We start from the raw sequence: 23,140 nt of genomic DNA, 5'->3' as shown, positions 1-23,140 counted from the left end.
ATATTATGAATACCCAAATAATCGACTGGCAAACAATATCACCTCAGCAAAGAAAAGACGCGCTTGCTCGTCCTGCTATTGCTGATAATGCGCTTTTATCGACTCAAGTTGCTAACATCTTATCTAGAGTACAAAACCAAGGTGATAAGGCGCTATTTTCTTTAACCGAGCAATTTGATGGCATTGCCTTATCAACGTTATCAGTAACAGCTGAGCAAGTAGCACAAGCTAAGTTAGCATTAACTGACAAACGCCTTAAAGCCATTAACACCGCATACGAACAAATAAAAAGTTTTCACAGTGCGCAAACGCCAAAAGATATTTTTGTAGAAACTTGCCCAGGTGTTCGTTGTACACTAAAAACCGAATCAATTGAAAGTGTTGGTTTGTATATTCCCGCTGGCAGTGCTCCGCTTCCATCAACTGTTTTAATGCTTGGTGTACCTGCTCAACTAGCAGGCTGCAAACGTACAGTGTTAGTTTGTCCTCCAGATAAAAATGGCAAATTAGCGAATGAAATATTAGTGGCCGCTTCACTTTGTGAAATCACTGAAATTTACACTGTAGGTGGTGCGCAAGCTATTGCTGCTTTAGCCTATGGCACAGAAAGCATTCCAGCCGTTAATAAAGTATTCGGGCCTGGAAATCGTTATGTTACCGAAGCGAAAAAACAGCTCTCTCAACAAGTCGCTGGCTTTGCTATTGATATGCCCGCGGGCCCTTCTGAAGTATTAGTTATTGGTGATGCGCAAGCTAACCCTGCTTTTATTGCTGCTGATTTACTATCTCAAGCTGAACATGGTGCCGATAGCCAAGTTATATTTTTAACCGATAGTGAACAACTGCTCAGTAAAGTTTCAGATGAACTTGATAAACAAGTACAATTATTATCAAGAAAAGATATCGCGCTACAAGCTTTAAAGCAATCAAGATTAATTTTAACTAAAGATTTATCGCAGGCAGTTGAAGTATCAAACCTTTATGGTCCTGAACATTTAATTGTACAAACAGAAGATCCTCAACCTTTATTAACAAATTTACGTAATGCCGGCTCGATTTTTGTGGGTGCTTATACGCCAGAATCTGCAGGTGATTATGCCAGTGGAACCAACCATGTTCTACCAACCTATGGTTATTCAAAAGTTATTTCAAGTTTATCATTAGCTGATTTTTCTCGTCGCTATACGGTACAAGAAATTAGTAAAACAGGTTTACAAAATCTTGCAGAGTGTATTATCGAACTAACCGATGCAGAAGGGTTAGACGCTCACCAAAGAGCCGTCACTATTCGCTTAGAAGAAGGTGAATAACATGACAATAGCGAACAAGTTAGCACGGGCAGAGCTCGTTGATATGGTGCCTTATCAGTCTGCTCGCCGGCTTTTTGCCAGTGGTGATTTATCGAATAACACAAATGCTAGCGCGAACAAGAAAATATGGCTTAATGCCAACGAAGCTCCAGGAAATGGCGAATATCAAGTCACAAGTGAAAATATTAATCGTTACCCTGACTTTCAGCCCGATAACCTATTAAATGCTTATAGCAATTATTGTGGCCTTGAGCGTTCACAAATACTAGCTACACGTGGTGCAGATGAAGGTATCGAGCTTATCATTCGCAGTTTTTGTCGTGCTTATCAAGACAGCATATTAATTTGCCCTCCTACTTATGGCATGTATGCAATTAGCGCTGAAAATCATGGTGCAGGCATAGTTAAAGTACCACTAAAAAACAACATTCTTGATCTTGAAAGTATGAAGTCGCAAGTAGGTAAAGTTAAAGTTGTCTTTTTATGTTCTCCTGGAAACCCGACCGGCAATTTATTACCCAAAGAACAAATAGTTCAAGCGATTGAATTATTTAAAGATACTGCAATAGTTGTACTAGATGAAGCCTATATCGAATTTTCACCAGAACAAACAAGTACTACGCTACTTGCGCAATACGAGAATGTTATTGTACTAAGAACCTTATCAAAAGCGTTTGCTCTAGCTGGCCTTCGATGTGGTTTTACTTTAGCAAGTAGCGATATTATTACCCTACTTAGTAAAGTTATTGCTCCCTACCCTGTATCTGCACCGGTAGCTGAAATTGCCAGTTTAGCGCTTAGTACTGATTTAACAAAAATGACTCAGCGTGTACAGGACTGCAACACACTTAAGGCAGAGCTTACCATTTGGCTTAACGAACAATCTTGGTGTAGTGAAGTATTTGCAAGTGATGCTAACTTTGTTTTATTTCGTTGTACTACGCAACAAGAAAAAACACAAATTTTTGACTTATTAGTCAGTAAAAATATTCTCATCCGCGATCAGTCTAAACAACTACAATTAGATAATTGTTTACGTATCAGTATTGGTAGCGAACAAGAAATAACTCAACTTAAAGAAGTATTATCATGAGTAACAAACAAGAGAAAATATTATTTATCGATCGTGATGGCACCTTAGTTGAAGAGCCAATAATTGATAAACAACTAGATACCTTAGAAAAATTAGTTTTTGAACCAAACGTAATCCCTGAACTGTTAAAACTGCAAGCGAAAGGTTTCAAACTTGTGATGGTGTCCAACCAAGATGGTTTAGGTACAGATAGTTTCCCACAAGCTGATTTTGATTTACCTCATAATAAAATGATGGCAATTTTTTCGTCACAAGGTGTCGAGTTTCAAGATACTTTATTATGCCCCCATTTTGAAGAAGATAACTGTAACTGCCGTAAACCAAAACTTGGATTAGTAAGTGATTACTTACAGCAAGGTCGTGTAGACTTTACTAACTCTTATGTTATTGGTGACCGAGAAACTGATATGGGCTTAGCGGCTAATATGGGAATTGTCGGCATAAAGTATAACCGTGATAGCCTTACTTGGTCACAAATAAGTGAAAAAATCTTATCATCACTAGAGCAACCTCGTACGGCAACAGTTACCAGAACAACCAAAGAAACAGATATTACTATTAGCGTCAATTTAGATAAAAAAGGCGGTAGCAAAATTGATACCGGTTTGGGTTTCTTTGATCATATGCTAGATCAAATCTGTACCCATGGTGGTTTTAATTTGCAATGTAGTGTAAAGGGTGATTATCACATAGATGACCATCATAGTGTCGAAGATACTGCACTTGCCTTAGGTCAGGCATTAAAAGAAGCATTAGGTAATAAACGTGGTATTGCTCGCTTTGGTTTTGTCTTACCAATGGATGAATGTCGTGCTGAATGTTCAATCGATTTATCTGGTCGCCCTTGGCTTGAATTTGACGCGAAATTTACAGCAGACAATGTTGGCACTATGTCAACGCAGATGGTTTCGCATTTTTTCCGCTCACTAGCTGACTCCATGCTAATTACTTTGCATTTATCAACCACTAAAGGAAATTGTCATCACCAAGTTGAAAGCTTATTTAAAGTGTTCGGTCGTGCATTAGGTCAAGCAATTAAAGTTGAAGGTGATGAATTACCAAGTTCAAAAGGAACATTATAATGACCAGCTTTACCTCTAACAAAGGGAACTCTAATAAAGGAAACAATGTCATTGTTGATACTGGTTGCGCTAACTTATCATCGGTGAAGTTTGCTATTGAACGTCTTGGTTTTACCGCGACGATCACAGATGATATTGAACAAATCAAAGCCGCAGACAAGGTAATTTTTCCTGGTGTTGGTAGTGCTAAGCATGCAATGGCTAACATTATTGAAAAAAACTTAGTTACCACTTTGCAAAGTCTCACTCAACCAGTACTGGGTTTTTGTTTAGGTATGCAATTAATGACAGAATCCTCCCCTGAAGGTGAAAAAGACGATCTTGTGGATTGCTTAGGTATAATCCCAACCCAAGTGACTCCACTTAATGCTAAAGGTAACCGTTTACCACATATGGGCTGGAATACATTAACGAAAGTAGCAGAACACCCTGTATTAAAAGGTATTAATATTGGAGATTACTTTTATTTTGTTCATAGTTTTGCCGCGCCTGTTAGTGAATATACGCTAGCAAGTTGTGAATATGGTACTGAGTTTTCGGCCATTATTGCAAAAGATAACTTTATTGGTTGTCAATTTCATCCTGAGCGATCTAGTGAATTAGGTAGTAAAATTATTAAAAACTTTTTAGAGTTCGACTCTACTCAAATAGAACCGGAGTTAAGTACATCATGATGATTCCCGCGATAGACTTAATCGGAGGCGAAGTAGTTCGCTTATATCAAGGCGACTATAGCCAAAAAACCAATTACAAAACCACAGTACAAGAACGTCAACAAGCTTATGCAGCATCAGGTGCTACTGTAATGCATTTTGTTGACTTAGATGGTGCAAAAGATAGTAGCAAACGTCAATTATCAACGTTGAAAACCGTAGTAAACCATGAAACCATGATAACGCAAGTTGGTGGGGGCATACGCTGTGAAGATGATGTAGAACAGTTACTTGACTTAGGCGCAACTCGTGTTGTTATTGGTTCTCTTGCTATCAAACAACCCCAGTTAGTCATTGAATGGGTAAAAAAATATGGCGGTGAAAAAATTGTTTTAGCACTCGACATAAAAATTGATGAACAAGGGAATAAAACCTTACCTACTCATGGTTGGATTGAAGACAGCGGGGTTAATTTAGAAGACTTGCTTGATGAATATATTGAAGCTGGTATCAAACATATTTTATGCACAGATATTTCAAAAGACGGTACGCTTTCAGGCTCTAATGTTGATCTTTATATTGAGTTATGTGCTAAGTACCCGGCTATACAATGGCAAGCTTCAGGGGGTATTGGTAGTTTAGACGATATCAAAGCCCTCATAGGAACAGGCGTTAGTGGCGTTATATTAGGTCGCTCCCTTTTAGAAGGTAAATTTACACTTGAGGAGGCTATCGCATGTTGGCCAAACGCATAATTCCCTGTCTAGATGTTCGCGATGGTAAAGTCGTTAAAGGTGTACAATTTAGAAACCATGAAATTATTGGTGACATTGTCCCTTTAGCTCAAAAGTATGCAGAAGCAGGTGCTGATGAACTGGTTTTTTATGATATTACCGCTAGCTCTGATGGTCGTGTTGTGGATAAAAGCTGGGTTAGTCGCATTGCACAAGTCATTGATATTCCGTTTTGTGTTGCTGGCGGTATTAAAAGTGAAAATGATGCGAAAGAAATCCTAATGATGGGCGCTGATAAAATTAGTATTAACTCTCCCGCACTACGAGATCCAACGTTAATTTCACGCCTTGCAGATCATTTTGGTCAACAGTGCGTCGTGGTTGGTATTGATAGCTTTTACGACAAAGAGACCAATCAATATCAAGTTTATCAATTTACTGGTGATGAAAACCGCACTCAAAAAACAAACTGGACAACGTTTGAATGGATACAAAAAGTCGTGAGTTTAGGTGCTGGTGAGATTGTGCTCAATTGCATGAACCAAGATGGTGTACGCCAAGGTTATGATATTGAGCAACTAAAACAAGCACGTGCTGCTTGTAGCGTACCATTAATTGCATCAGGTGGCGCAGGCACAATGCAACACTTTGCTGACGCCTATCAGCAAGCAGATGTTGATGGCGCACTAGCAGCGTCGGTTTTCCATAAAGGCGTAATCCCAATACACGAATTAAAAGTATATTTAAAATCACAAAACATTGAGGTAAGACCATGTTAATTAACCAAGAAAATGTGAAAGATCTAGCATGGCAGAAAATGGATGGTCTTATTCCAGCCATTATCCAACACGCAGCTACAGGCGCAATATTAATGCAAGGTTATATGAACCAAGCATCGTTAACTGCTACGTTAGATACCGGTAAAGCGACATTTTTTAGTCGCTCAAAGCAAGCACTTTGGGTAAAAGGTGAAACATCGGGTAATTTTCTAAATGTTGAACAAGTACTTACCGATTGTGATCAAGATAGTTTATTAATTGCTTGCACCCCTATTGGACCAAGCTGCCACTTAGGTACAGAATCTTGCTTTCCTGAACAAAAATTAACAACACAAAACTTTTTGAGTCAGTTAGAACAAGTAATCGCCAGCCGTAAAGGTGATGATCCTAAAGAAAGTTACACAGCACACTTATTTTCTCGTGGCACAACAAAAATGGCACAAAAAGTAGGAGAAGAAGGTGTTGAGGTTGCACTTGCGGCCGTCGCGGAAACGAAAGAAGATTTATTAGGTGAGTGTGCTGATTTGTTTTATCACACACTAGTGTTACTTGCTGATCAAAAAATCAATTTAAGTGAAGTAATGGCGGTATTACAACAACGTCATAATAAGTAATAGTAGCTTACCACTTAGTAAAATAACTAAAATATTAAGCACCTCTATTGTATAAATATAGGTGCTTAAGTCATTTTTAAGCTGAGATCAGGTTACTTACTTGTTAACGCACTAAAAGCCACCCTAACTCGATCAAGGTCAGCTTGTGTGTCAACACCATGCACAGGTGCCTCAGATACAATACCTACACTAATATTAATACCATTATATAACGCACGTAATTGTTCAAGCTTTTCAAGTTTTTCAATTGATGCCATAGGTAAAAGCGTTAGTTTTTTTAGCGTTTCAACTCTATAACCATACATTCCGATATGTCTTAAATATGGTGTATTGCTCTTACCTAAATTATCCACTGTTAATTCAAGCTCACCATCTCGATCAAATGGAATCGCGGCACGTGAAAAATACATTGCCTGCATATTATGATTACACACTATCTTGACAACGTTTTGATTAAGCGCATCGGCTAAGTTTGTTATTGGAGAGCCTAATGTACTAATACCAGCCGTTAAGTCTTTTTCTAATAGTTCAGCGGTTTGAAGAATTAACGCAGGCGGTATCATAGGCTCATCGCCTTGTACATTAACAACAATGTCGGAATCTGCCCAATTAAGTTTAGTGACGACTTCAGCTAAACGATCAGTACCTGACTCATGACTAATTTCAGTCATAATTACTTGCGCACCAAAGTCTTGAGCTACACGATAAATTTCATCATTGTCGGTTGCTATAACAATACTATTAGCATCTATACCTGTTAACAAAGCTTGTTGATAAACATGCCAAATCATAGGTTTATCATTAATAGTAAGTAATGGCTTTCCTGGTAAACGAGAAGACCCAAAACGGGCAGGTATAACGATTTTAAACAACATCTGGGTTTCCTTAAAGAACACCTAAAAAAACAGCTTATTTTCAGTTATTGTAATTAAAATAGCTGAAAGTCAATATATCGACTCAACGTTATTATTGAGCAAAAAATTGTAATATAATCTGATTATTACCAAATTTAAGCACATAGACTCTTTATTACGACTGAAAATACTCTAAAACACCAACAACAGTATTACTATCATTATCATCAACGACCAACACATTCTTAATGTGGTTCTCTCTCATTATTTCTTCCGCTTCAGCTAACATATGATCTTGAGAAATAGTAATAGGAATAATTGTCATCATATCTGTCGCAGTAAGCACTTTATAATCGCTATACTGCATTAACGAACGTCTTAAGTCACCATCGGTAATAATACCTTCTAACAAGCCATTATTTTGAACGATTGCTAAGCCTAATGTAGAATTAGTCATGGTTAAGATAACATCGTGCATAGTATCATCAGGCATTACAAACGGTAAATTTTTAGTATGCATAACATCGGCAACTTTAGTCAGCAGTTTTTTGCCTAAACTACCACCGGGGTGATATAAGGCAAATTGATGTGGCTGAAAATCTCGTAGATAAATTAACGCAATAGCGAGTGCATCTCCCATCACTAACGTTGCCGTTGTTGAAGTAGTTGGTGCTAAATTATTTGGACATACTTCCTTTTCAATTTTAACATTGATGGTGATATCTGCATTTTTCGCTAAGGTACTCTGCGGTGCTCCTGTCATTGCTATAATTTTATTACCAAATTGCTTCAGTGATGGAATAAGCTTCAATACTTCATCCGTTTCACCGCTATTGGTGATTAATAAAATAATATCCTCGGGTTGAATCATGCCTAGGTCACCATGAAATGCCTCTCCTGGGTGAATAAAAAAAGAGGCTGTACCGGTAGATGCCATAGTTGCAGCAATCTTTTTCCCTATGATGCCTGACTTTCCCATTCCTGAAATAATTAAACGTCCCGAGCAACCAATAATTAACTCAACGGCTTTGGAAAAGTTTTCATCAACATTCTGAGCTACCAGCTGTATTTGTCGACCTTGTTCAACAATTGACTTATATGCTTTTTTTACCGCATATTCTGTCGTTAGGGCGTGATCAGCTTTAATTACTTTATTGCTCTCTTTCATTACTATTTTCTCTAGAATATTGGAATTTAAGGACAGAAAGCCCAATTTCTTTTATTTAACTGTTAGCTAAATTACTAACATTTTAATACGATTGATTACTGATTATAATACCTAAAAGACCGTTTAAAAACGGCCTTTTTAGTCGAAGTACTTTAAAATATTTACTAATAGTAATAATTAATAGCTGTTAAGTAAGCACTAACTTTAATACTAAGTTAGTAGATATTATTTACACTAAAATTTTATCTGTAACCGCTTTTAATGTCAGCTCAGGTTTCTGATAGAAACTTCCCGGTATTTGGTTAGTGACTAATAGTGATTCTTTAAATTTATTAAATTTAACTTGGCAAGGTTTACAGCATGATAACCAAAAATCATTTAAACTTTTCTGACTTGTTATGCCATCAATATTGTAAACAGCATGCCCAAGAGTTTTAGTTGGTATATTATGATGTAACGACGATATACCTACAGTGCTGTTAATAGTTATAGTGCCTTTTGCATGTTTTAATAATGACGGTAGGTTTAAATCATGCACATATAAGACCCGACTATTTACATCGTAAGCATAACAAAGTTTTTTTATGTAGCCTGCATAATGATTGAAACCACGATCCATCGGATGATGTTTAAATACTAAAAAATCTTTTTTATCAGCATTTTGTGCAAATGACTTAATAACATCGCCAATAAATTCTTCAACTGAACGATAAGGTGAATGATACAAAATCTGACTATCTACACTCACTTGCAAAGGAGCTAAGAAATATTTTCCCGATAATTCACCTTCAAGTAATTTTTGAAAAATAGACTCCTGAGAATTATATTTTATTTTTCGTATACCAGACTTTACCCAGTTATACGTTTCTTCAAATAAATGCCAAGGTCGGTGATGTATATACCCTTTATAACGGTTAAAATAAAACAACTTAAAAAAGTAATACATGCTGGCATGATACCCCATATGAAGAAAGGAGCGCTTCAATACCAACATATTGTCTTGGTTAGTCTCAATTGTGCTTTCTGGTATATTAGTTTCAGACTGGTACCGTTCAAAATCGAAAAGTGAATTACCATTAACACCATTTTTTTCTAAGGTAATAAATGAGGGGCGCAGGTAACCTTCTTCAAAAGCCCAAAATGATATGGATAATTTATCCGCAACTTTTTTTGCTTCTCGGTGATAATACCGACAATCACCAAAAACAATAATATCGGTAATATTATTATTCTTAACGTAAGTTGATAAATAATTGGTCCAATCATTAGAATGACCACGATAAGCTGTTGAATGCTGCTTATCACTAAAGTAATGATCACCACCATTAAAGGTGATTTGTTGAACACTTACGTTTTCTTTCGACTGTAAGTATTTAGATAACATTTTGAAAAATGGCCCAACAGGACCTTGAAGAAGTAGCACATTTCTCATAAATAACCAAAACCCGTTGACTTGTCTAATAGAAAAAACGTATAGAGCAGAGGCTCTAACATGGCGCAATTTTAGAGGAACACCTCCCCTATATCAAGCACTTAACACACTATTATTAAAGTAATGTGAAGGTAACATAAAACAACAATTAAAATATTGTTATGCAATGCCCGCTAGGATATAAAGACGGGTTGAGTAATCGTTTTTATAGAAATGGAAATTAGCCTTCAGACTCATTTATTTCAAAATACACCTATTAAAATAAAAAGATAACTAACTGATAAAGCGAATAAAAATTTATTTTTCAAGACGTATTGTTTATTAATAGTGCAACAATACGATTCAAATAAGAATGATGATAAGCGTTAAAATAGTTGAATTAATCATTTATAAAATAAATGTTTCTAATTGTAACCTTATTTGAACTTCAAATAAGGTTTAATGTGTATTAGTAGTAAATGAGCTAATAATTCTGCGATTTGTTTTTATCGATAGCTATTCTTTATTAGTGCCACACCTTAATTCATTAAAATGGGTTACTTATGCGTACGAAAACCCGAAAGTAAATTCAAGAAATTCGTGACTATGTAAAGCGGGTTTCATATTATGTTTACATTCCTCGCCATTTTCAAACTAAAATGAACACAAATAAGATACAAACCACTTGGCAAGTTAAACACTTTAGCCAATTGTCGCTTGAACAACTATACGAGCTATTAAAACTGCGCATTGATATATTTGTTGTAGAACAAACTTGTTATTACCCCGATTTAGATAGTGACAAAGGGCAATTAGACAGGCACCAAGACACACTGCATCTTTTAGGATATCAAGATAACACCCTTGTTACCTATCTTCGCATATTAGCGAAAGATCAAAGCTATAAAAACTATATTAGCATTGGTCGAGTTGCTACCGCTAAACAAGCCAGAGGAAAAGGTTTGGGGCATGAGCTACTCAAAAAAGCCCTCAACCTATGCGAACAACACTTTCCGAAACAAAATATTAAAATTTCAGCTCAGGAACATTTAATCGGCTATTACCAACAGCATGGGTTTAAACAAGTATCTCCAATGTACCTTGAAGATAATATCCCTCACGTAGCAATGGTTAAAAATAGTGATAGCTAACCATTGCTTTAGAATCAACTAACAAAGACATAAATATTGGCGATTGCTAACATTAGCAAGACCAAAAACATACTAATAACACCAAATGCACGCGGCTTTGAAGTACCTATAGATAAGCTTAAGCCGATAGCATGTGAAATTCGACCAAGAAATAAAATACTACCGAATATATGTACCCATAAACTATCGACGCCATTAAGCTCAAGCCCAGCTAATAAAATTAACGCTAACGGCATATATTCAGAAAAATTACCGTGAATTCTAATTGCTTTAATTAATGATGGATTCCCACCATCACCCAGCCCTATTTTTAGCTGAAAACGCAATCGTATAATATTAAACGATAGTCCAATAAAAAGAAGCGCAAGTAAGCTTGCATAAAATGCAGTGATGGTGATATTTATATCCATTTGATAACCTTTGTTATTATTATATTGTTAATAAGTTTTCTTTTATAAAGCAAAAAACTCGCCGAAGCGAGTTTTTATTTATATTGGTAATGCTTAACTCTATTATAATTAAGCTAATTGGTCATTCAATAACGCATTTACAGCCTCAACTGCTTGAGTACCGTCTACGGTTAAGTACTGACAATTACCTAACTTAGCTTCAGCTTGGTAAAAATCTACAAGCGGTTTAGTTTGTTCATGATAAATAGCTAAACGCTTACGTACTGTTGACTCTTCATCATCTGGACGAATTGATAAGTCATCGCCAGTAACATCATCCTTACCTTCGACTTTTGGTGGATTATAAACAAGGTGATATACACGACCTGAGCCAGAATGTACTCGGCGACCCGCCATACGTTCAACAATAACTTCATCTGGTACATCAAATTCGAGAACATGATCAACATTGATACCATTTTCTTTCATCGCATCAGCTTGAGGAATAGTACGAGGAAAGCCATCAAGTAAAAAGCCTGCTTTACAGTCATCTTGTGTGATACGCTCTTTTACTAAACCAATAATTAATTCATCTGACACTAGTTGGCCAGCGTCCATAACAGCTTTAGCTTGTTTGCCCAACTCAGTACCCGCTGAAATTGCAGCACGCAACATGTCACCAGTTGATATTTGAGGAATGCCAAATTTAGTCATCAAAAACTGTGCCTGTGTGCCTTTGCCCGCACCAGGAGCACCAAGAAGTACAATACGCATATAAACTAACCTTTAAGTGATAATGTTTAAAACAAGTAAAAATAATTACATTAAAACGATTTTATGGCCAAATTAACGCTATTTGATCATACTAATGTAATAATTCTCAGCTATTCTATTTATTGCGGCAAACACTATACAAGCAAGCCTTTAAGCAAACAACCCTAGCATACAAAAAAGGAGCATTCATTCATAGTGAATTGCTCCTTTTTCAGACTAAAGTATACTGTTTTTGTAGCTACTTCCCTAAGCCACTTAACAGCGTGACTTAGGAAAATAATATTACTTAGTTAAGCTCAACATTAGCTTATTTAAGCGGCCAACAAAGCTTGCAGGGTCTTTTAAGCTACCACGCTCTGCTAACATCGCTTGCTCAAATAAAACATCAACCCATTGAGTAAACTTCTCATCATCTTGCTCATCAGCAACATATTTTACTAAATCATGTTCACCATTGATTTCAAAAATAGGTAATGATTCAGGTACTTCTTGTCCAACAGAAGCCATTAGTTTTGCCATTTGGCTACTCATATCATTTTCATCTGCAACAATACAAGCTGGTGAATCAGTTAAACGCTGAGATAACTTAACTTCTTTAACTTTACCTTTAAGCGCTTCTTTTATACGAGCTACAACGCCATCAAACTCTTTTTCAAGCTTTTCTTGCGCTTCTTTAGTTTCAGCATCATCCATGTCACCTAAATCTAAACCACCACGCGTAACGGATTGTAGCTGTTTACCGTCAAACTCATTTAGGTGACTTACTAGCCATTCATCAATCCGATCAGACATTAACAATACTTCAATGCCTTTTTTACGGAAAACTTCTAAATGAGGGCTATTTTTAGCCGCTTCAAAGCTATCAGCAACAACATAATAAATTTTATCTTGACCTTCTTTCATACGTTCAATGTAAGAAGCTAAAGAAACATTCTGAGTTGCGCTATCTTCATGTGTTGAAGCAAAACGTAATAAACCAGCAATTTGCTCTTTATTCGCCATGTCTTCAGCTGGACCTTCTTTTAATACTTGTCCAAACTCATCCCAAAAACCCTGATATTGCTCAGCATCTTTTTTACCTAGCTTTTCAAGCATTTTTAATACACGTTTAGTACAACCCTTACGAATCGCCTGTGTAATTTTATTATCTTGTAAAATTTCACGAGAAACATTCAATGGTAAATCATTTGAATCAAGTAAACCTTTCACAAAACGTAAGTAGGTTGGCATAAACTGTTCAGCGTCATCCATAATAAATACACGTTGCACATATAACTTCAAACCATGTTGTTTTTCACGGTTATACATATCAAATGGGGCTTTAGTTGGTACGTATAATAATGAGGTGTATTCAGTTTTACCTTCTACTCTATTATGTTCCCACAACAGTGGATCAGCAAAGTCATGTGATACATGCTTATAAAATTCTTTATATTCATCGTCTGATATGTCAGATTTTTCTCGTGTCCATAGGGCTGTAGCCTTATTAATAGCTTCCCATTTAGCTGGTATCGCATCACGAGCTTCAATGCCTGGAGTTGTCACATTACCATCATCATCTTTCTCTTCAGCTACCGCTTCAACAGCCGGCACTTCAGGTGTTAGCATCTCAACAGACACTGAAATATGATCAGAATACTTAGTTACAATAGATTTTAAACGCCAATCATCAGCAAATTCACTTTCATCTTCTTTTAAATGAAGAATAATGTCTGTACCACGATTAGACTTTTCAATTTTAGTTGTAGTGAAATCACCTTCACCAGCACTCACCCATTCAACACCTTCTGAGGCATCATCACCCGCACGACGAGTACGAACAGTTACTTTATCAGCAACGATAAATGCTGAATAAAAACCAACACCAAATTGACCTATTAATTGAGAATCTGACGCTTGGTCACCAGAAAGTTGAGAGAAGAAATCTGCAGTACCAGATTTTGCAATAGTGCCTAAATGCTCAATAACCTCGTCCAGGTTCATTCCAATACCGTTATCAGAAATAGTTACTGTGTTGTTTTCTTTATCACAGCTTACTCGAACTCTTAAATCACCATCATTTTCAAATAGGTCTGCATTTGATAACGCTTTAAAGCGCAGCTTATCTGAAGCATCAGCAGCATTCGAAACTAATTCACGTAAGAAAATTTCTTTATTAGAATATAGGCTGTGGATCATCAGTTGAAGTATTTTTGCATTGTCTGATGCAAACTCATGTTTTTGTGTTGTATTTTCTGTTGTCATTATCTTTACTCTGCTTATATTTCAATTAGGGAAATAATTAAGTGACTTAAAATGCGCTGACATTAACAGCAGCATTTTCTATCTAAACTATCAAAAATCGTTAAAATTAACGTTAGAAAAGATGTGGGGGTTGAGGAAAATAATTCAAGGGAAAAAAGTATAAATTTAAGTGTTAATTATTATAAATAATTAAAAAACAATAATTTAAATTATCAATTGACTTTTATTAAAAATACTAAAAAAATAATAACAATGTAATATTTATGAACAATGTCGATACCAAACTAGTTAATTATTTTCTATCTTGCTCTTAAGTTAGCCAATTGAACAACGGAGAATCACATCAAGATAACATACATAATATACTTTATCTGATTACTCTTGTGGATTCATCCATAATGAGAAAAAGGCTAACTCAATCATGTATATTGAAAATATAAAGCACTAGCATACGAGTAATTAAAAATTATAGATTTTACGACCAGATAGTGCATGAGATAACGTATTACCATCGACATATTCAAGCTCACCACCGACAGGTACACCATGAGCAATTCGAGAAATATTCACTTGATATTTTTGTGCTAACTCAGCAATAAAATGTGCTGTAGCTTCCCCTTCAACAGTTGGGTTAGTAGCTAAAATAACCTCTTCAAATTGCCCAGACGCAAATTGGTTTGCTAAAATATCTAAACCTAGATCATCAGGCCCTATACCATCAATCGGGGATAAGTGTCCCATTAACACAAAGTATTTTCCAGTAAATTCACCTGTTTGCTCTATAGCAATAACATCACCAGGGCTTTCAACAACACACAAACTTGTGGCTACTTTTCGCTTCGGACTCTGGCAAATTTCACATAAATCTTGCTCAGTAAAATTCCGGCAAGATTGGCAATGACCAATATCGACCATTGCTTTGGCTAAAGTGTTTGCCAGTTTACTCCCTCCATGACGATTTCGCTCCAGCAACTGAAAAGCCATACGTTGAGCTGACTTAGCGCCCACACCAGGTAAACATTTCAAGGCATCGATAAGTTCTTGTACTAAAGGACTAAATTTCATAAAACATACTTAAGGTTGTCAATAAGAGTAAATTAAAAATGATTATACAGGACTTGATACAGGATAAAGTACCTGATCTTTATATCCCGTAGTAATTGGCATAAAGCCAGACAATAGCTGATCTAGTTCATTATCACCAGTATCGCTAATTAGAGGCGTATTATTTAAAGCCGCTAATTTTTTTTTCGTAGCAATAATCATAATATTGTCCTTGCCACCACGTTGCTCAAGAATAAGACGAATGATACGTGGACTTAATTGCTGATTACCGCGACCAAAAATATGGCCTTGCCCACCAATTAAAGTAATAACTAAGGTTATATTTTGCTGCTCAGTCGCTGCTGACTCTTTTGTTGCTATAAGATGTTGCCATAGTTGCTTTTCAGTTACATCATTAGCAACGAGCATTTGATTTTTTACTAAATCAACACCGAGTAAAGTATTATCTAAACCAAGCTCTCCCATTAAAAAGTCAGTTGTTGAACCCGAGCCAATAATAAATAAAGCTTCTTCATTATCACTCATATGTGAAATAACATCTTCACTAATATCTTGCAGTACTAATTCATCTAACTCTTTACCACCAGATTTAACCGCCTGAACATATCTAAGCTCACTTGGAATCTGCATTTCACCAAAACGTTTAGCTTTAACAATTCCTTGGCGAAATAATGATTCATCAATATCCATCACATCACCTTCAGTTAATGTTACTAACTGCTTAGTGACCATTAACTCTACTACTCGCCCAGCAGCCTTGGGTGTAATAGCATAAACACCAGAATGAATTTTACATCCTGCAGGTATTCCTAACACTGGTATTTGTGATGAATCTTTTTTCTTAGCATTTAAGGCAACTACTTTCGCGATATTACGCGCTGTCCCATCACCACCAGCAAATAAAATAATATCAACTTGTTTAGTGAGTAAAGCCGATATCGTTTTTTCTGTGTCAATGGCTTGGGTTTTATCTGTAGATGTTTGATAAACCAGCTCTACATTAAAGCCTAGTGATTTAGCCGTTTGTTCACCCATTTGATTATTTGCTGTATATATGATTATTTCATCTTGATATGGTAATAAAATATTCAGTGCTGTTTGTGTTCGCTCATTTGCTTTAAATTCAGCGCCAAGCGCTAAGGCGTGATTAACCATATCATCACTCCCTTTTAACGCAACACTTCCACCAATACCTGCGATAGGATTAATGACTAAGCCTAATTTGAACATTATTTATCTTCTTTGTTTTTAATAAAATCATCAATTTTTAAAGGTAAAGGCGTATTATAAAAATTAGCCAAAACTTCAATAAACTGATTTGCTCTTGCAGGAAAACCTTGTTGTAAAAACACTTTAACCTGCTGAAATACTTTCTTTTTAAAACCATCAGTATCAGCTTGAAATCCATTTAAGTTATCAGAAGAAACATGGAAATCTTTTTTAACGGCGACATTAAAAGCCCACTCAATAGCTTGTGGGATAATTTCAACTTGCTCAAATTGAGCTTGTTGCTGCTCATCTCGCCCATCCGGAACATACCAATATCCATAATCTTCAAGCAAACGCCTTTTGGCGCCGGCATGACACCAATGCGCTATTTCATGAAAAGCACTTTCATAGTAACCATGAGCAAAAACGATTTGATTATAGCTGCATTGATTATTTTTGGGTAAATAGATTGGTTCATCATCTCCCTTAATTAATCGTGTGTTATAAGATTGACTAAACGTTTTATCAAAAAGCGCAATTAAATCTTGATAATGGTATGGCATAACATTTATGAGTAAAAGTACAATAGTGGGAAAATAATAGCGCTATTGTAACGAAAAATGACGCTTGTGACAGCGTCATTTTAACTATGATAACGTTTAATAAAAGTTTAACCTTTCATGATTTATTTAAACATCATCTTCAATCTTATCCTTACCTTTAGTACGCTCGATACTATCAAGCTTATGATGGATAGCTGATTTAATCATCATATAAGCACTAATTGGCGCGGTTAGTAAAAGAAAGATAGAAATTAAAATTTCCTTTAAGCTTAACCCGTCTTGTGTTGTACTAAAGAAAATCATTGCCGCAGTTAATAGTGACGCCATACCTAGGGTAGTTGCTTTCGTTGGTCCATGAAGTCGCATAAAAAAATCAGGCATTTTCACTAAACCAATAGAACCAATAAGTACAAAAGTTCCACCAATTAATAATAATATTGAAATAATCCATTCAATCATAATTTATACCTTATTCTATAATATCGCCACGTAATAAGTACTTACATACAGCGACAGTACTTACAAAACCTAACATAGCAATTAGCAATGCAGCTTCAAAATACAACCCTGTCCCCATATTCATACCGTATAAAATAATCAATGCAATACTATTGATATACATGGTATCAAGTGCCAATATTCTATCAGGAACGGAAGGACCTATTAGCAAACGCCATAAGTTTAATATTAACGACAGACCTATCATCGCAAACACAATCAAGATAACAGTTTCTAGCATTGAAATATCTCCTTAAGAGGCGCTTCATAGCGTTGTTTAATAGTATTGATCAAAGCTTCTTCATCGGTAAGATTTAAAACATGTATCAATAAAAATCGTTGTTCAGGCTTCTCTCCTTCCGTGAAACATTCTCGCCAAGGGTAAACTTCAGCGCTTACTGTACCTGGTGTTAATGACACAGTACTCGCTAATATGGTAATTGGCATGCTATGTGTTAAATCTAACGGCACTTTAACAAAGCCAGGCGTCAATTTTTTTGTTGGGCCTAAGATTAATATAGCAACCTCAAGATTTGCCGTAACTATGTCATATAAAACCAACATTAAATGACGTAACGCTAACATAGGCTTTAATACTAATGGCTGTTTAGTTCTAAATGGATTAGTCGCAAGCGGAATAACAATAGCAAGAATAATAGCTAAAACAATATGCCCTGTTGATACACTATTATTTAAAAGTAACCAGACAACAAATAACAAAAGGCTCCGGATAGGAGTAGGTAGCCATTTAAACCGAGTATCTAATCGCATTACTGGCCTCCAGGAAGAATAGTTTTAATGTTGTTATTAAAGTCATGCAATTGAGTCGCAGCTCCAATAGCATACTCACTTAACGGCCCTGCAAAAATGCTCATCAATGGTGCGCTGGCTACCAAAATGATTAAAGCAGCTAACTGTGCTGGATGTACACGTTCTTGCTTAGCGCGTTCCGCCACTCTTTGCTCTGAAATCTTAGCTTGATGATGCCAAAAAACAGTACTACCTGCTTTAGCAACTGCAAATAAGACAGCCAAACTCGCGAGTAAATAAAGTGGCCAAAAAACAAAATTATATTCAGTCTCTAGTGTTGCTTGAAGTAACCATACTTTACCAATAAATCCAGATAAAGGTGGCATACCTATTACCGCTACCGCTGCGATAACAAAGCAAGAGCCTAATAACATGGGCTGAGACACCGGAGTACCAGCAGTAATTCGATCTGCAACCTTACCTCGTTGATGACCAATTAAGTCCGCTAATATATATAATGCAGCGGTAACCAACGTTGAATGCACTAAATAATAAATAGCAGCTGAGCTCGCTTCAACTGTTTGCACTGCAACTAATGCGACTAAAGTACCTATAGAAACAATCACCAAATTAGAAACTAATTTCCTTAAATCTTGGCTAGCAAGCACACCAATGGCACCCATAGTAATTGTCGCTAGTGCTAACCACCACAACCAACTTTGCGCCATATGAGTCAATTCGCCTGCTTCTTCACCAAAGATAAGTGTATAAACACGCATCATTGAATAAACACCGACTTTGGTCATTATCGCAAATAACGCCGCCACAACAGGCATCGCAGTAGCATAAGTATTAGGCAACCATAAATGTAGTGGTAGTAAAGCACCTTTTAATGCAAAAACCACTAATAATAACAAGCCCCCTATTTTAGCAAGGTAAACATCGTCACCTTGTAAATAAGTTACTTTTTGAGCCATATCAGCCATATTCAGTGTGCCTAACACGCCATATAAGATACCTAAGGCAACTAAGAAAACAGCAGAGCCAACTAGATTCATAATGACGTATTGTAAGGCTGCTCGCGTATTTTTTTTATCTCCACCGTGCATTAACAAAGCATAAGAAGCAATAAGTAATACTTCGAAGAAGACAAAAAGATTAAAAGCATCACCTGTTAAAAACGCACCATTAACCCCTAAAATTAAAAACTGTACTAATGGGTGAAAAAAGCTACCTTTTTCATCATCCCCAGCACTCGCGTATAGAGTACATACAGCACCAAGTAACGAGCTTAAACATACTAACAAAGTAGATAATGGATCTGCGACTAACACAATACCAAAAGGAGCACTCCAATCACCAATCGCATAAACTTGGATTCCATTTGCTTGAACTTTTAATAATAGCGCTAATGAAATTAAAAAAGTGAGAAAACTTAACGCTACAGAAGAAAATCGTCTAATCGCCTTGTTTTTCCCACATGGCGGCATTAGTAGGATGACCCCTGCCAACATAGGTAATAATATAGGTAAAGATGTCAAATGCTGGCTCATACTTTGCCCTTTTTCTTATTCTCTGGAACTTGTCCATTGACATGATCGTTGCCTAAATCTGCCCGCCCTCTTATGGCCAAAATAACGACAAAAGCCGTCATAGCAAAGCCGATAACGATCGCTGTTAATACAAAAGCTTGCGGTAATGGATCAGCATATACTTCACTGTAACCTAAAACTGCAGCACTATTTAGACTAAGTCGTCCCGAAGAAAACAAAAATAAATTAACACCGTAAGACAGCATCGTTAAACCTAAAACCACAGGAAAAGTTCGTGATCTTAATATTAAGAACACACCACAAAAAACCAACACTCCAACACAAGATGCGTAAAGTAATTCCATTAAATATTTACCTCTTCTTTAGGAGCATTTGCCGTTAACTTACCAAGACTACCTAAAATCATTAATGTCGCACCAACAACCGTAATATAAACACCTAAATCAAATACCAGTGCACTGGCAAGTTCAATTTCACCAATAAAAGGTATATTGAAATAATCAAACCAAGTTGTCATGAACGGTTTATCAAAAAACCAACTACCAACACCGGTAAATAACGCAATAGCAATCCCTGAGGCAATAATTTTGCGGTAATTAATTGTTAATCGTTCAGCAATCCAATTTGAACCATGCGCTATATATTGCAAAATAAAGGCAATAGCGGTTATTAGTCCTGCAATAAATCCTCCACCTGGTAGATTATGACCACGTAAGAAAATATAAAATGAAACTAATAACGCTAGCGGTAATAACGACTGAGAAATACTCGCTAATAAAATAGGGTATCGTTCTTTTGCCCAAGGGCGACCTTCGCTATCACTACCTGGCATAAATAAAGGTAAATTGATTAAAAGTTTATAAATACCTAATGCCGCAATGCCTAATACACAAATTTCACCTAATGTATCAAAACCACGAAAATCAACTAAAATAACATTAACAACATTAGTGCCACCACCACCTGTTTTAGCATTCGCTAAGAAAAAGTCTGATATAGACTCAAATGGACGTGTAATTAGGGCGTAACAAATACTACCAATAACAACACCTAACGTTGCTGATATGCCTATATCCCGCAATATACGCATTGAGCTAGATTCTCTCGGTGAATACTGTGGTAAAAAGAATAAAGCCAACATCAGCAATATAATAGTAACAACTTCAACCGTTAGCTGAGTTAAAGCTAGATCTGGTGCTGAGAAGCGAGTGAACGCAACGGATACCATTAGCCCTACAACAGAAATCATCAACAAAGAAATCATCCGTGTGCGATACCAAATAACTGTGCTAATAGCACCAATAATTAATAATGCGGCACCAACAGCATTGTGAACATCGATAGGTGTTAATGGTTTTTGCCCTACCAATTGGTTCATTTCAAGTAATGGCCAACCTGAAAAAAGTAATACAACTAAAAACATTAAGGTTAAATAACGTTGTAACGAGCCATTTTCTATCGTATTTATTTTATGCTGACACCACTTTATCGTGCTGTACACCATACCATCGAATGCTTTTTTAGCATTCAGTGGTGGCAATGAATCTTGAAACTTATAAAGGTGACGGCGTTGCGTATACATAAATAAACCACCACTCACTGCAATAGCACTCATCAATAACGGTAAATTAAAGCCATGCCACAGTGTTACTTTAAACTCTGGCACATAACCACCTAACACCGCGAAAGAGGCAGATTTTAAAATATCATTTACAATAAAGTTGGGGAATATTCCCACAAGTAAACATAAGGCGACTAATATTTCAATTGGTACCCGCATATAGCGAGGTGGCTCATTCGGTTGTCTAGGTAGGTCAATAGGATCGCCATTAAAGAAAACATCATGGATAAATCGTGCAGAATAAGCGACAGCTAAAGCACCTGCAATGGTGGCAAGTACCGGAATAAGCCATGACATGGAGCCTAATAACTGCTGATGTAATGTTTCAGCAAAAAACATTTCTTTAGACAAAAATCCATTTAACAACGGAACTCCTGCCATTGCAGCGGCAGCAACCATAGCCAATGTTGCAGTATAGGGCATAAATCGCCACATACCATTGAGCTTGCGCATATCGCGCGTCCCCGTTTCATGGTCAATAATACCTGTTGCCATAAATAATGAGGCTTTAAAGGTTGCATGATTAATTATATGGAAAATAGCAGCGACTGTCGCAAGTTCAGTACTCAAGCCTAATAACAGAGTAATTAAGCCTAAGTGACTAATAGTTGAATAAGCTAATAGACCTTTTAAATCATGTTTAAATAAAGCTATATAAGCACCAAATAATAATGTAGTTAAACCAGTTATACTAACAATAATAAACCAAGTATCTGTTCCCGCTAGCACAGGATAAAAACGAGCTAATAAGAAAATACCCGCTTTAACCATAGTGGCTGAATGAAGATAAGCACTTACTGGTGTTGGTGCAGCCATGGCATGGGGTAGCCAAAAATGAAAAGGGAATTGTGCCGACTTAGTGAACGCACCAAGCAACACTAAAATCAGTGCAACTTCATACCAATCATGCCCTTGAATCATTTCTCTACTAGCTAAAATAACATCTAAATTAAAACTACCAACAATATTGCCTAATAACAGTAAACCAGCCAATAAAGCTAACCCACCGCCACCGGTTATCGTTAAAGCCATAATGGCACCTTTACGTGCTTCAGACTTTTGCCACCAATAGCTAATCAGCAAAAATGAACTAATACTGGTAAGCTCCCAAAAAAACCAGAGTTGAATGACATTATTTGACATAACAATACCAAGCATTGCCGTCATAAATAACATTAAATAAGCATAAAGTTTAGGCATGGAATCATTACTACTTAAGTAATAACGGGTATAAAAAATAACTAATATACCAATACCCAGTATCATAAAAATGAATAATAGTGAAAGACCATCCAGGCGAAAGGCTATATCTATACCGAGTAAAGGAATCCACGAAATTGTTTCTCGAATTTCTTCACCTGAAAAAACAGCAGGTGCAAGATTAATGGTCATTAATAATGCAATAACAGGCATTAACAAGGATAACCCTGTCGATTGATTACGAGTTAATTTACCCGTCATTGAAGAAATAATACTGCCAAGTAAGGATAGCAAGGGTATCCAAAGCAAAGTCATAAAGTAAACCTTTTTGATAGCGTCGTATTAGTACGACAGTACACTATATTATTAGTGTGATGAATAGTGTAAATATACAATGTTAATGATAATTTTACTGTATTAGTCTT

General features: G+C 36.3%; 23 protein-coding genes. 8 read left to right on the top strand and 15 right to left on the bottom strand.

What is annotated here, in order from left to right; genetic code table 11:
- Window positions 1–5 precede the first annotated feature (5 nt).
- The 7 genes from hisD to hisIE are packed head-to-tail and all read left to right on the top strand — an operon-like array spanning window position 6 to window position 6,265.
- The gene (gene hisD, locus Q4503_RS16880; protein ID WP_215973698.1) at window positions 6–1,310 is read left to right on the top strand and encodes a histidinol dehydrogenase; all 1,305 of its coding nucleotides are present in this window, start codon (window positions 6–8) and stop codon (window positions 1,308–1,310) included.
- A gap of 1 nt (window position 1,311) precedes the next feature.
- A complete protein-coding gene (hisC, locus tag Q4503_RS16875; protein ID WP_303602981.1) occupies window positions 1,312–2,403 on the top strand; it encodes a histidinol-phosphate transaminase in 1,092 nt (363 codons plus the stop codon).
- Window positions 2,400–3,485, top strand: coding sequence for a bifunctional histidinol-phosphatase/imidazoleglycerol-phosphate dehydratase HisB (gene hisB, locus Q4503_RS16870; RefSeq protein WP_215973696.1), 1,086 nt, complete (start codon window positions 2,400–2,402; stop codon window positions 3,483–3,485). Before hisC ends, hisB begins: the two co-directional genes overlap by 4 nt.
- On the top strand, window positions 3,485–4,159 hold the full coding sequence (gene hisH, locus Q4503_RS16865; protein WP_303602980.1) for an imidazole glycerol phosphate synthase subunit HisH: 675 nt from the start codon (window positions 3,485–3,487) through the stop codon (window positions 4,157–4,159). The genes hisB and hisH overlap by 1 nt, the downstream gene beginning before the upstream one ends.
- On the top strand, window positions 4,156–4,893 hold the full coding sequence (hisA, locus tag Q4503_RS16860; RefSeq protein ID WP_303602979.1) for a 1-(5-phosphoribosyl)-5-[(5-phosphoribosylamino)methylideneamino]imidazole-4-carboxamide isomerase: 738 nt from the start codon (window positions 4,156–4,158) through the stop codon (window positions 4,891–4,893). Before hisH ends, hisA begins: the two co-directional genes overlap by 4 nt.
- Complete coding sequence (gene hisF, locus Q4503_RS16855; protein ID WP_215973693.1) at window positions 4,875–5,651, top strand: imidazole glycerol phosphate synthase subunit HisF; 777 nt, start codon at window positions 4,875–4,877, stop codon at window positions 5,649–5,651. The genes hisA and hisF overlap by 19 nt, the downstream gene beginning before the upstream one ends.
- Complete coding sequence (gene hisIE, locus Q4503_RS16850) at window positions 5,645–6,265, top strand: bifunctional phosphoribosyl-AMP cyclohydrolase/phosphoribosyl-ATP diphosphatase HisIE (protein ID WP_215973692.1); 621 nt, start codon at window positions 5,645–5,647, stop codon at window positions 6,263–6,265. Before hisF ends, hisIE begins: the two co-directional genes overlap by 7 nt.
- Before the next feature lie 92 nt (window positions 6,266–6,357).
- Here the strand turns inward: hisIE and kdsB are convergent, their stop codons facing one another.
- The 3 genes from kdsB to Q4503_RS16835 all read right to left on the bottom strand — a co-directional run bounded on the left by kdsB (window position 6,358) and on the right by Q4503_RS16835 (window position 9,719).
- Complete coding sequence (kdsB, locus tag Q4503_RS16845; RefSeq protein ID WP_215973691.1) at window positions 6,358–7,140, bottom strand: 3-deoxy-manno-octulosonate cytidylyltransferase; 783 nt, start codon at window positions 7,138–7,140, stop codon at window positions 6,358–6,360.
- A gap of 154 nt (window positions 7,141–7,294) precedes the next feature.
- On the bottom strand, window positions 7,295–8,287 hold the full coding sequence (locus Q4503_RS16840; protein WP_215973690.1) for an SIS domain-containing protein: 993 nt from the start codon (window positions 8,285–8,287) through the stop codon (window positions 7,295–7,297).
- Between the two features lie 229 nt (window positions 8,288–8,516).
- Complete coding sequence (locus Q4503_RS16835) at window positions 8,517–9,719, bottom strand: capsule biosynthesis protein (RefSeq protein WP_303602978.1); 1,203 nt, start codon at window positions 9,717–9,719, stop codon at window positions 8,517–8,519.
- Window positions 9,720–10,357: 638 nt separating this feature from the next.
- Here Q4503_RS16835 and Q4503_RS16830 point away from each other — a divergent pair.
- Entirely contained in the window at window positions 10,358–10,849 is a 492-nt protein-coding gene (locus Q4503_RS16830) for a GNAT family N-acetyltransferase (RefSeq protein WP_215973688.1), read from the top strand.
- Window positions 10,850–10,863: 14 nt separating this feature from the next.
- Here the strand turns inward: Q4503_RS16830 and Q4503_RS16825 are convergent, their stop codons facing one another.
- The 12 genes from Q4503_RS16825 to Q4503_RS16770 form a co-directional block, all read right to left on the bottom strand.
- Window positions 10,864–11,259 (bottom strand): MAPEG family protein, encoded by a 396-nt coding sequence (locus Q4503_RS16825; protein WP_303602977.1) that lies wholly within the window; start codon window positions 11,257–11,259, stop codon window positions 10,864–10,866.
- A gap of 108 nt (window positions 11,260–11,367) precedes the next feature.
- Entirely contained in the window at window positions 11,368–12,012 is a 645-nt protein-coding gene (adk, locus tag Q4503_RS16820) for an adenylate kinase (RefSeq protein WP_215973686.1), read from the bottom strand.
- Window positions 12,013–12,294: 282 nt separating this feature from the next.
- Window positions 12,295–14,256, bottom strand: a complete 1,962-nt coding sequence (gene htpG, locus Q4503_RS16815) for a molecular chaperone HtpG (RefSeq protein WP_215973685.1) — start codon at window positions 14,254–14,256, stop codon at window positions 12,295–12,297.
- Between the two features lie 459 nt (window positions 14,257–14,715).
- Complete coding sequence (gene recR, locus Q4503_RS16810) at window positions 14,716–15,321, bottom strand: recombination mediator RecR (RefSeq protein ID WP_215973684.1); 606 nt, start codon at window positions 15,319–15,321, stop codon at window positions 14,716–14,718.
- A gap of 42 nt (window positions 15,322–15,363) precedes the next feature.
- Window positions 15,364–16,554, bottom strand: a complete 1,191-nt coding sequence (locus Q4503_RS16805) for an ATP-NAD kinase family protein (protein WP_303602985.1) — start codon at window positions 16,552–16,554, stop codon at window positions 15,364–15,366.
- A complete protein-coding gene (locus Q4503_RS16800) occupies window positions 16,551–17,093 on the bottom strand; it encodes an elongation factor P hydroxylase (RefSeq protein WP_303602976.1) in 543 nt (180 codons plus the stop codon). The genes Q4503_RS16805 and Q4503_RS16800 overlap by 4 nt, the downstream gene beginning before the upstream one ends.
- A 126-nt stretch (window positions 17,094–17,219) precedes the next feature.
- Window positions 17,220–17,552 carry a Na+/H+ antiporter subunit G gene (locus Q4503_RS16795; protein WP_215973682.1) on the bottom strand — a complete coding sequence of 111 codons (333 nt, stop codon included), beginning with the start codon at window positions 17,550–17,552 and terminating at the stop codon, window positions 17,220–17,222.
- A gap of 10 nt (window positions 17,553–17,562) precedes the next feature.
- Window positions 17,563–17,832, bottom strand: coding sequence for a K+/H+ antiporter subunit F (locus Q4503_RS16790; protein WP_215973681.1), 270 nt, complete (start codon window positions 17,830–17,832; stop codon window positions 17,563–17,565).
- Window positions 17,826–18,362: a Na+/H+ antiporter subunit E gene (locus Q4503_RS16785; protein ID WP_215973680.1), complete on the bottom strand. Its 537-nt coding sequence runs from the start codon at window positions 18,360–18,362 to the stop codon at window positions 17,826–17,828. Before Q4503_RS16785 ends, Q4503_RS16790 begins: the two co-directional genes overlap by 7 nt.
- Entirely contained in the window at window positions 18,362–19,894 is a 1,533-nt protein-coding gene (locus Q4503_RS16780) for a monovalent cation/H+ antiporter subunit D (RefSeq protein WP_303602975.1), read from the bottom strand. The genes Q4503_RS16785 and Q4503_RS16780 overlap by 1 nt, the downstream gene beginning before the upstream one ends.
- Complete coding sequence (locus Q4503_RS16775) at window positions 19,891–20,238, bottom strand: Na+/H+ antiporter subunit C (protein ID WP_215973678.1); 348 nt, start codon at window positions 20,236–20,238, stop codon at window positions 19,891–19,893. Before Q4503_RS16775 ends, Q4503_RS16780 begins: the two co-directional genes overlap by 4 nt.
- Window positions 20,238–23,030: a monovalent cation/H+ antiporter subunit A gene (locus Q4503_RS16770; RefSeq protein WP_215973677.1), complete on the bottom strand. Its 2,793-nt coding sequence runs from the start codon at window positions 23,028–23,030 to the stop codon at window positions 20,238–20,240. Before Q4503_RS16770 ends, Q4503_RS16775 begins: the two co-directional genes overlap by 1 nt.
- Window positions 23,031–23,140 lie beyond the last annotated feature (110 nt).

This window comes from Colwellia sp. 6_MG-2023, assembly GCF_030547765.1.
GTDB lineage: Bacteria > Pseudomonadota > Gammaproteobacteria > Enterobacterales > Alteromonadaceae > Colwellia.
This window is presented reverse-complemented; position numbering and strand designations above follow the sequence as displayed.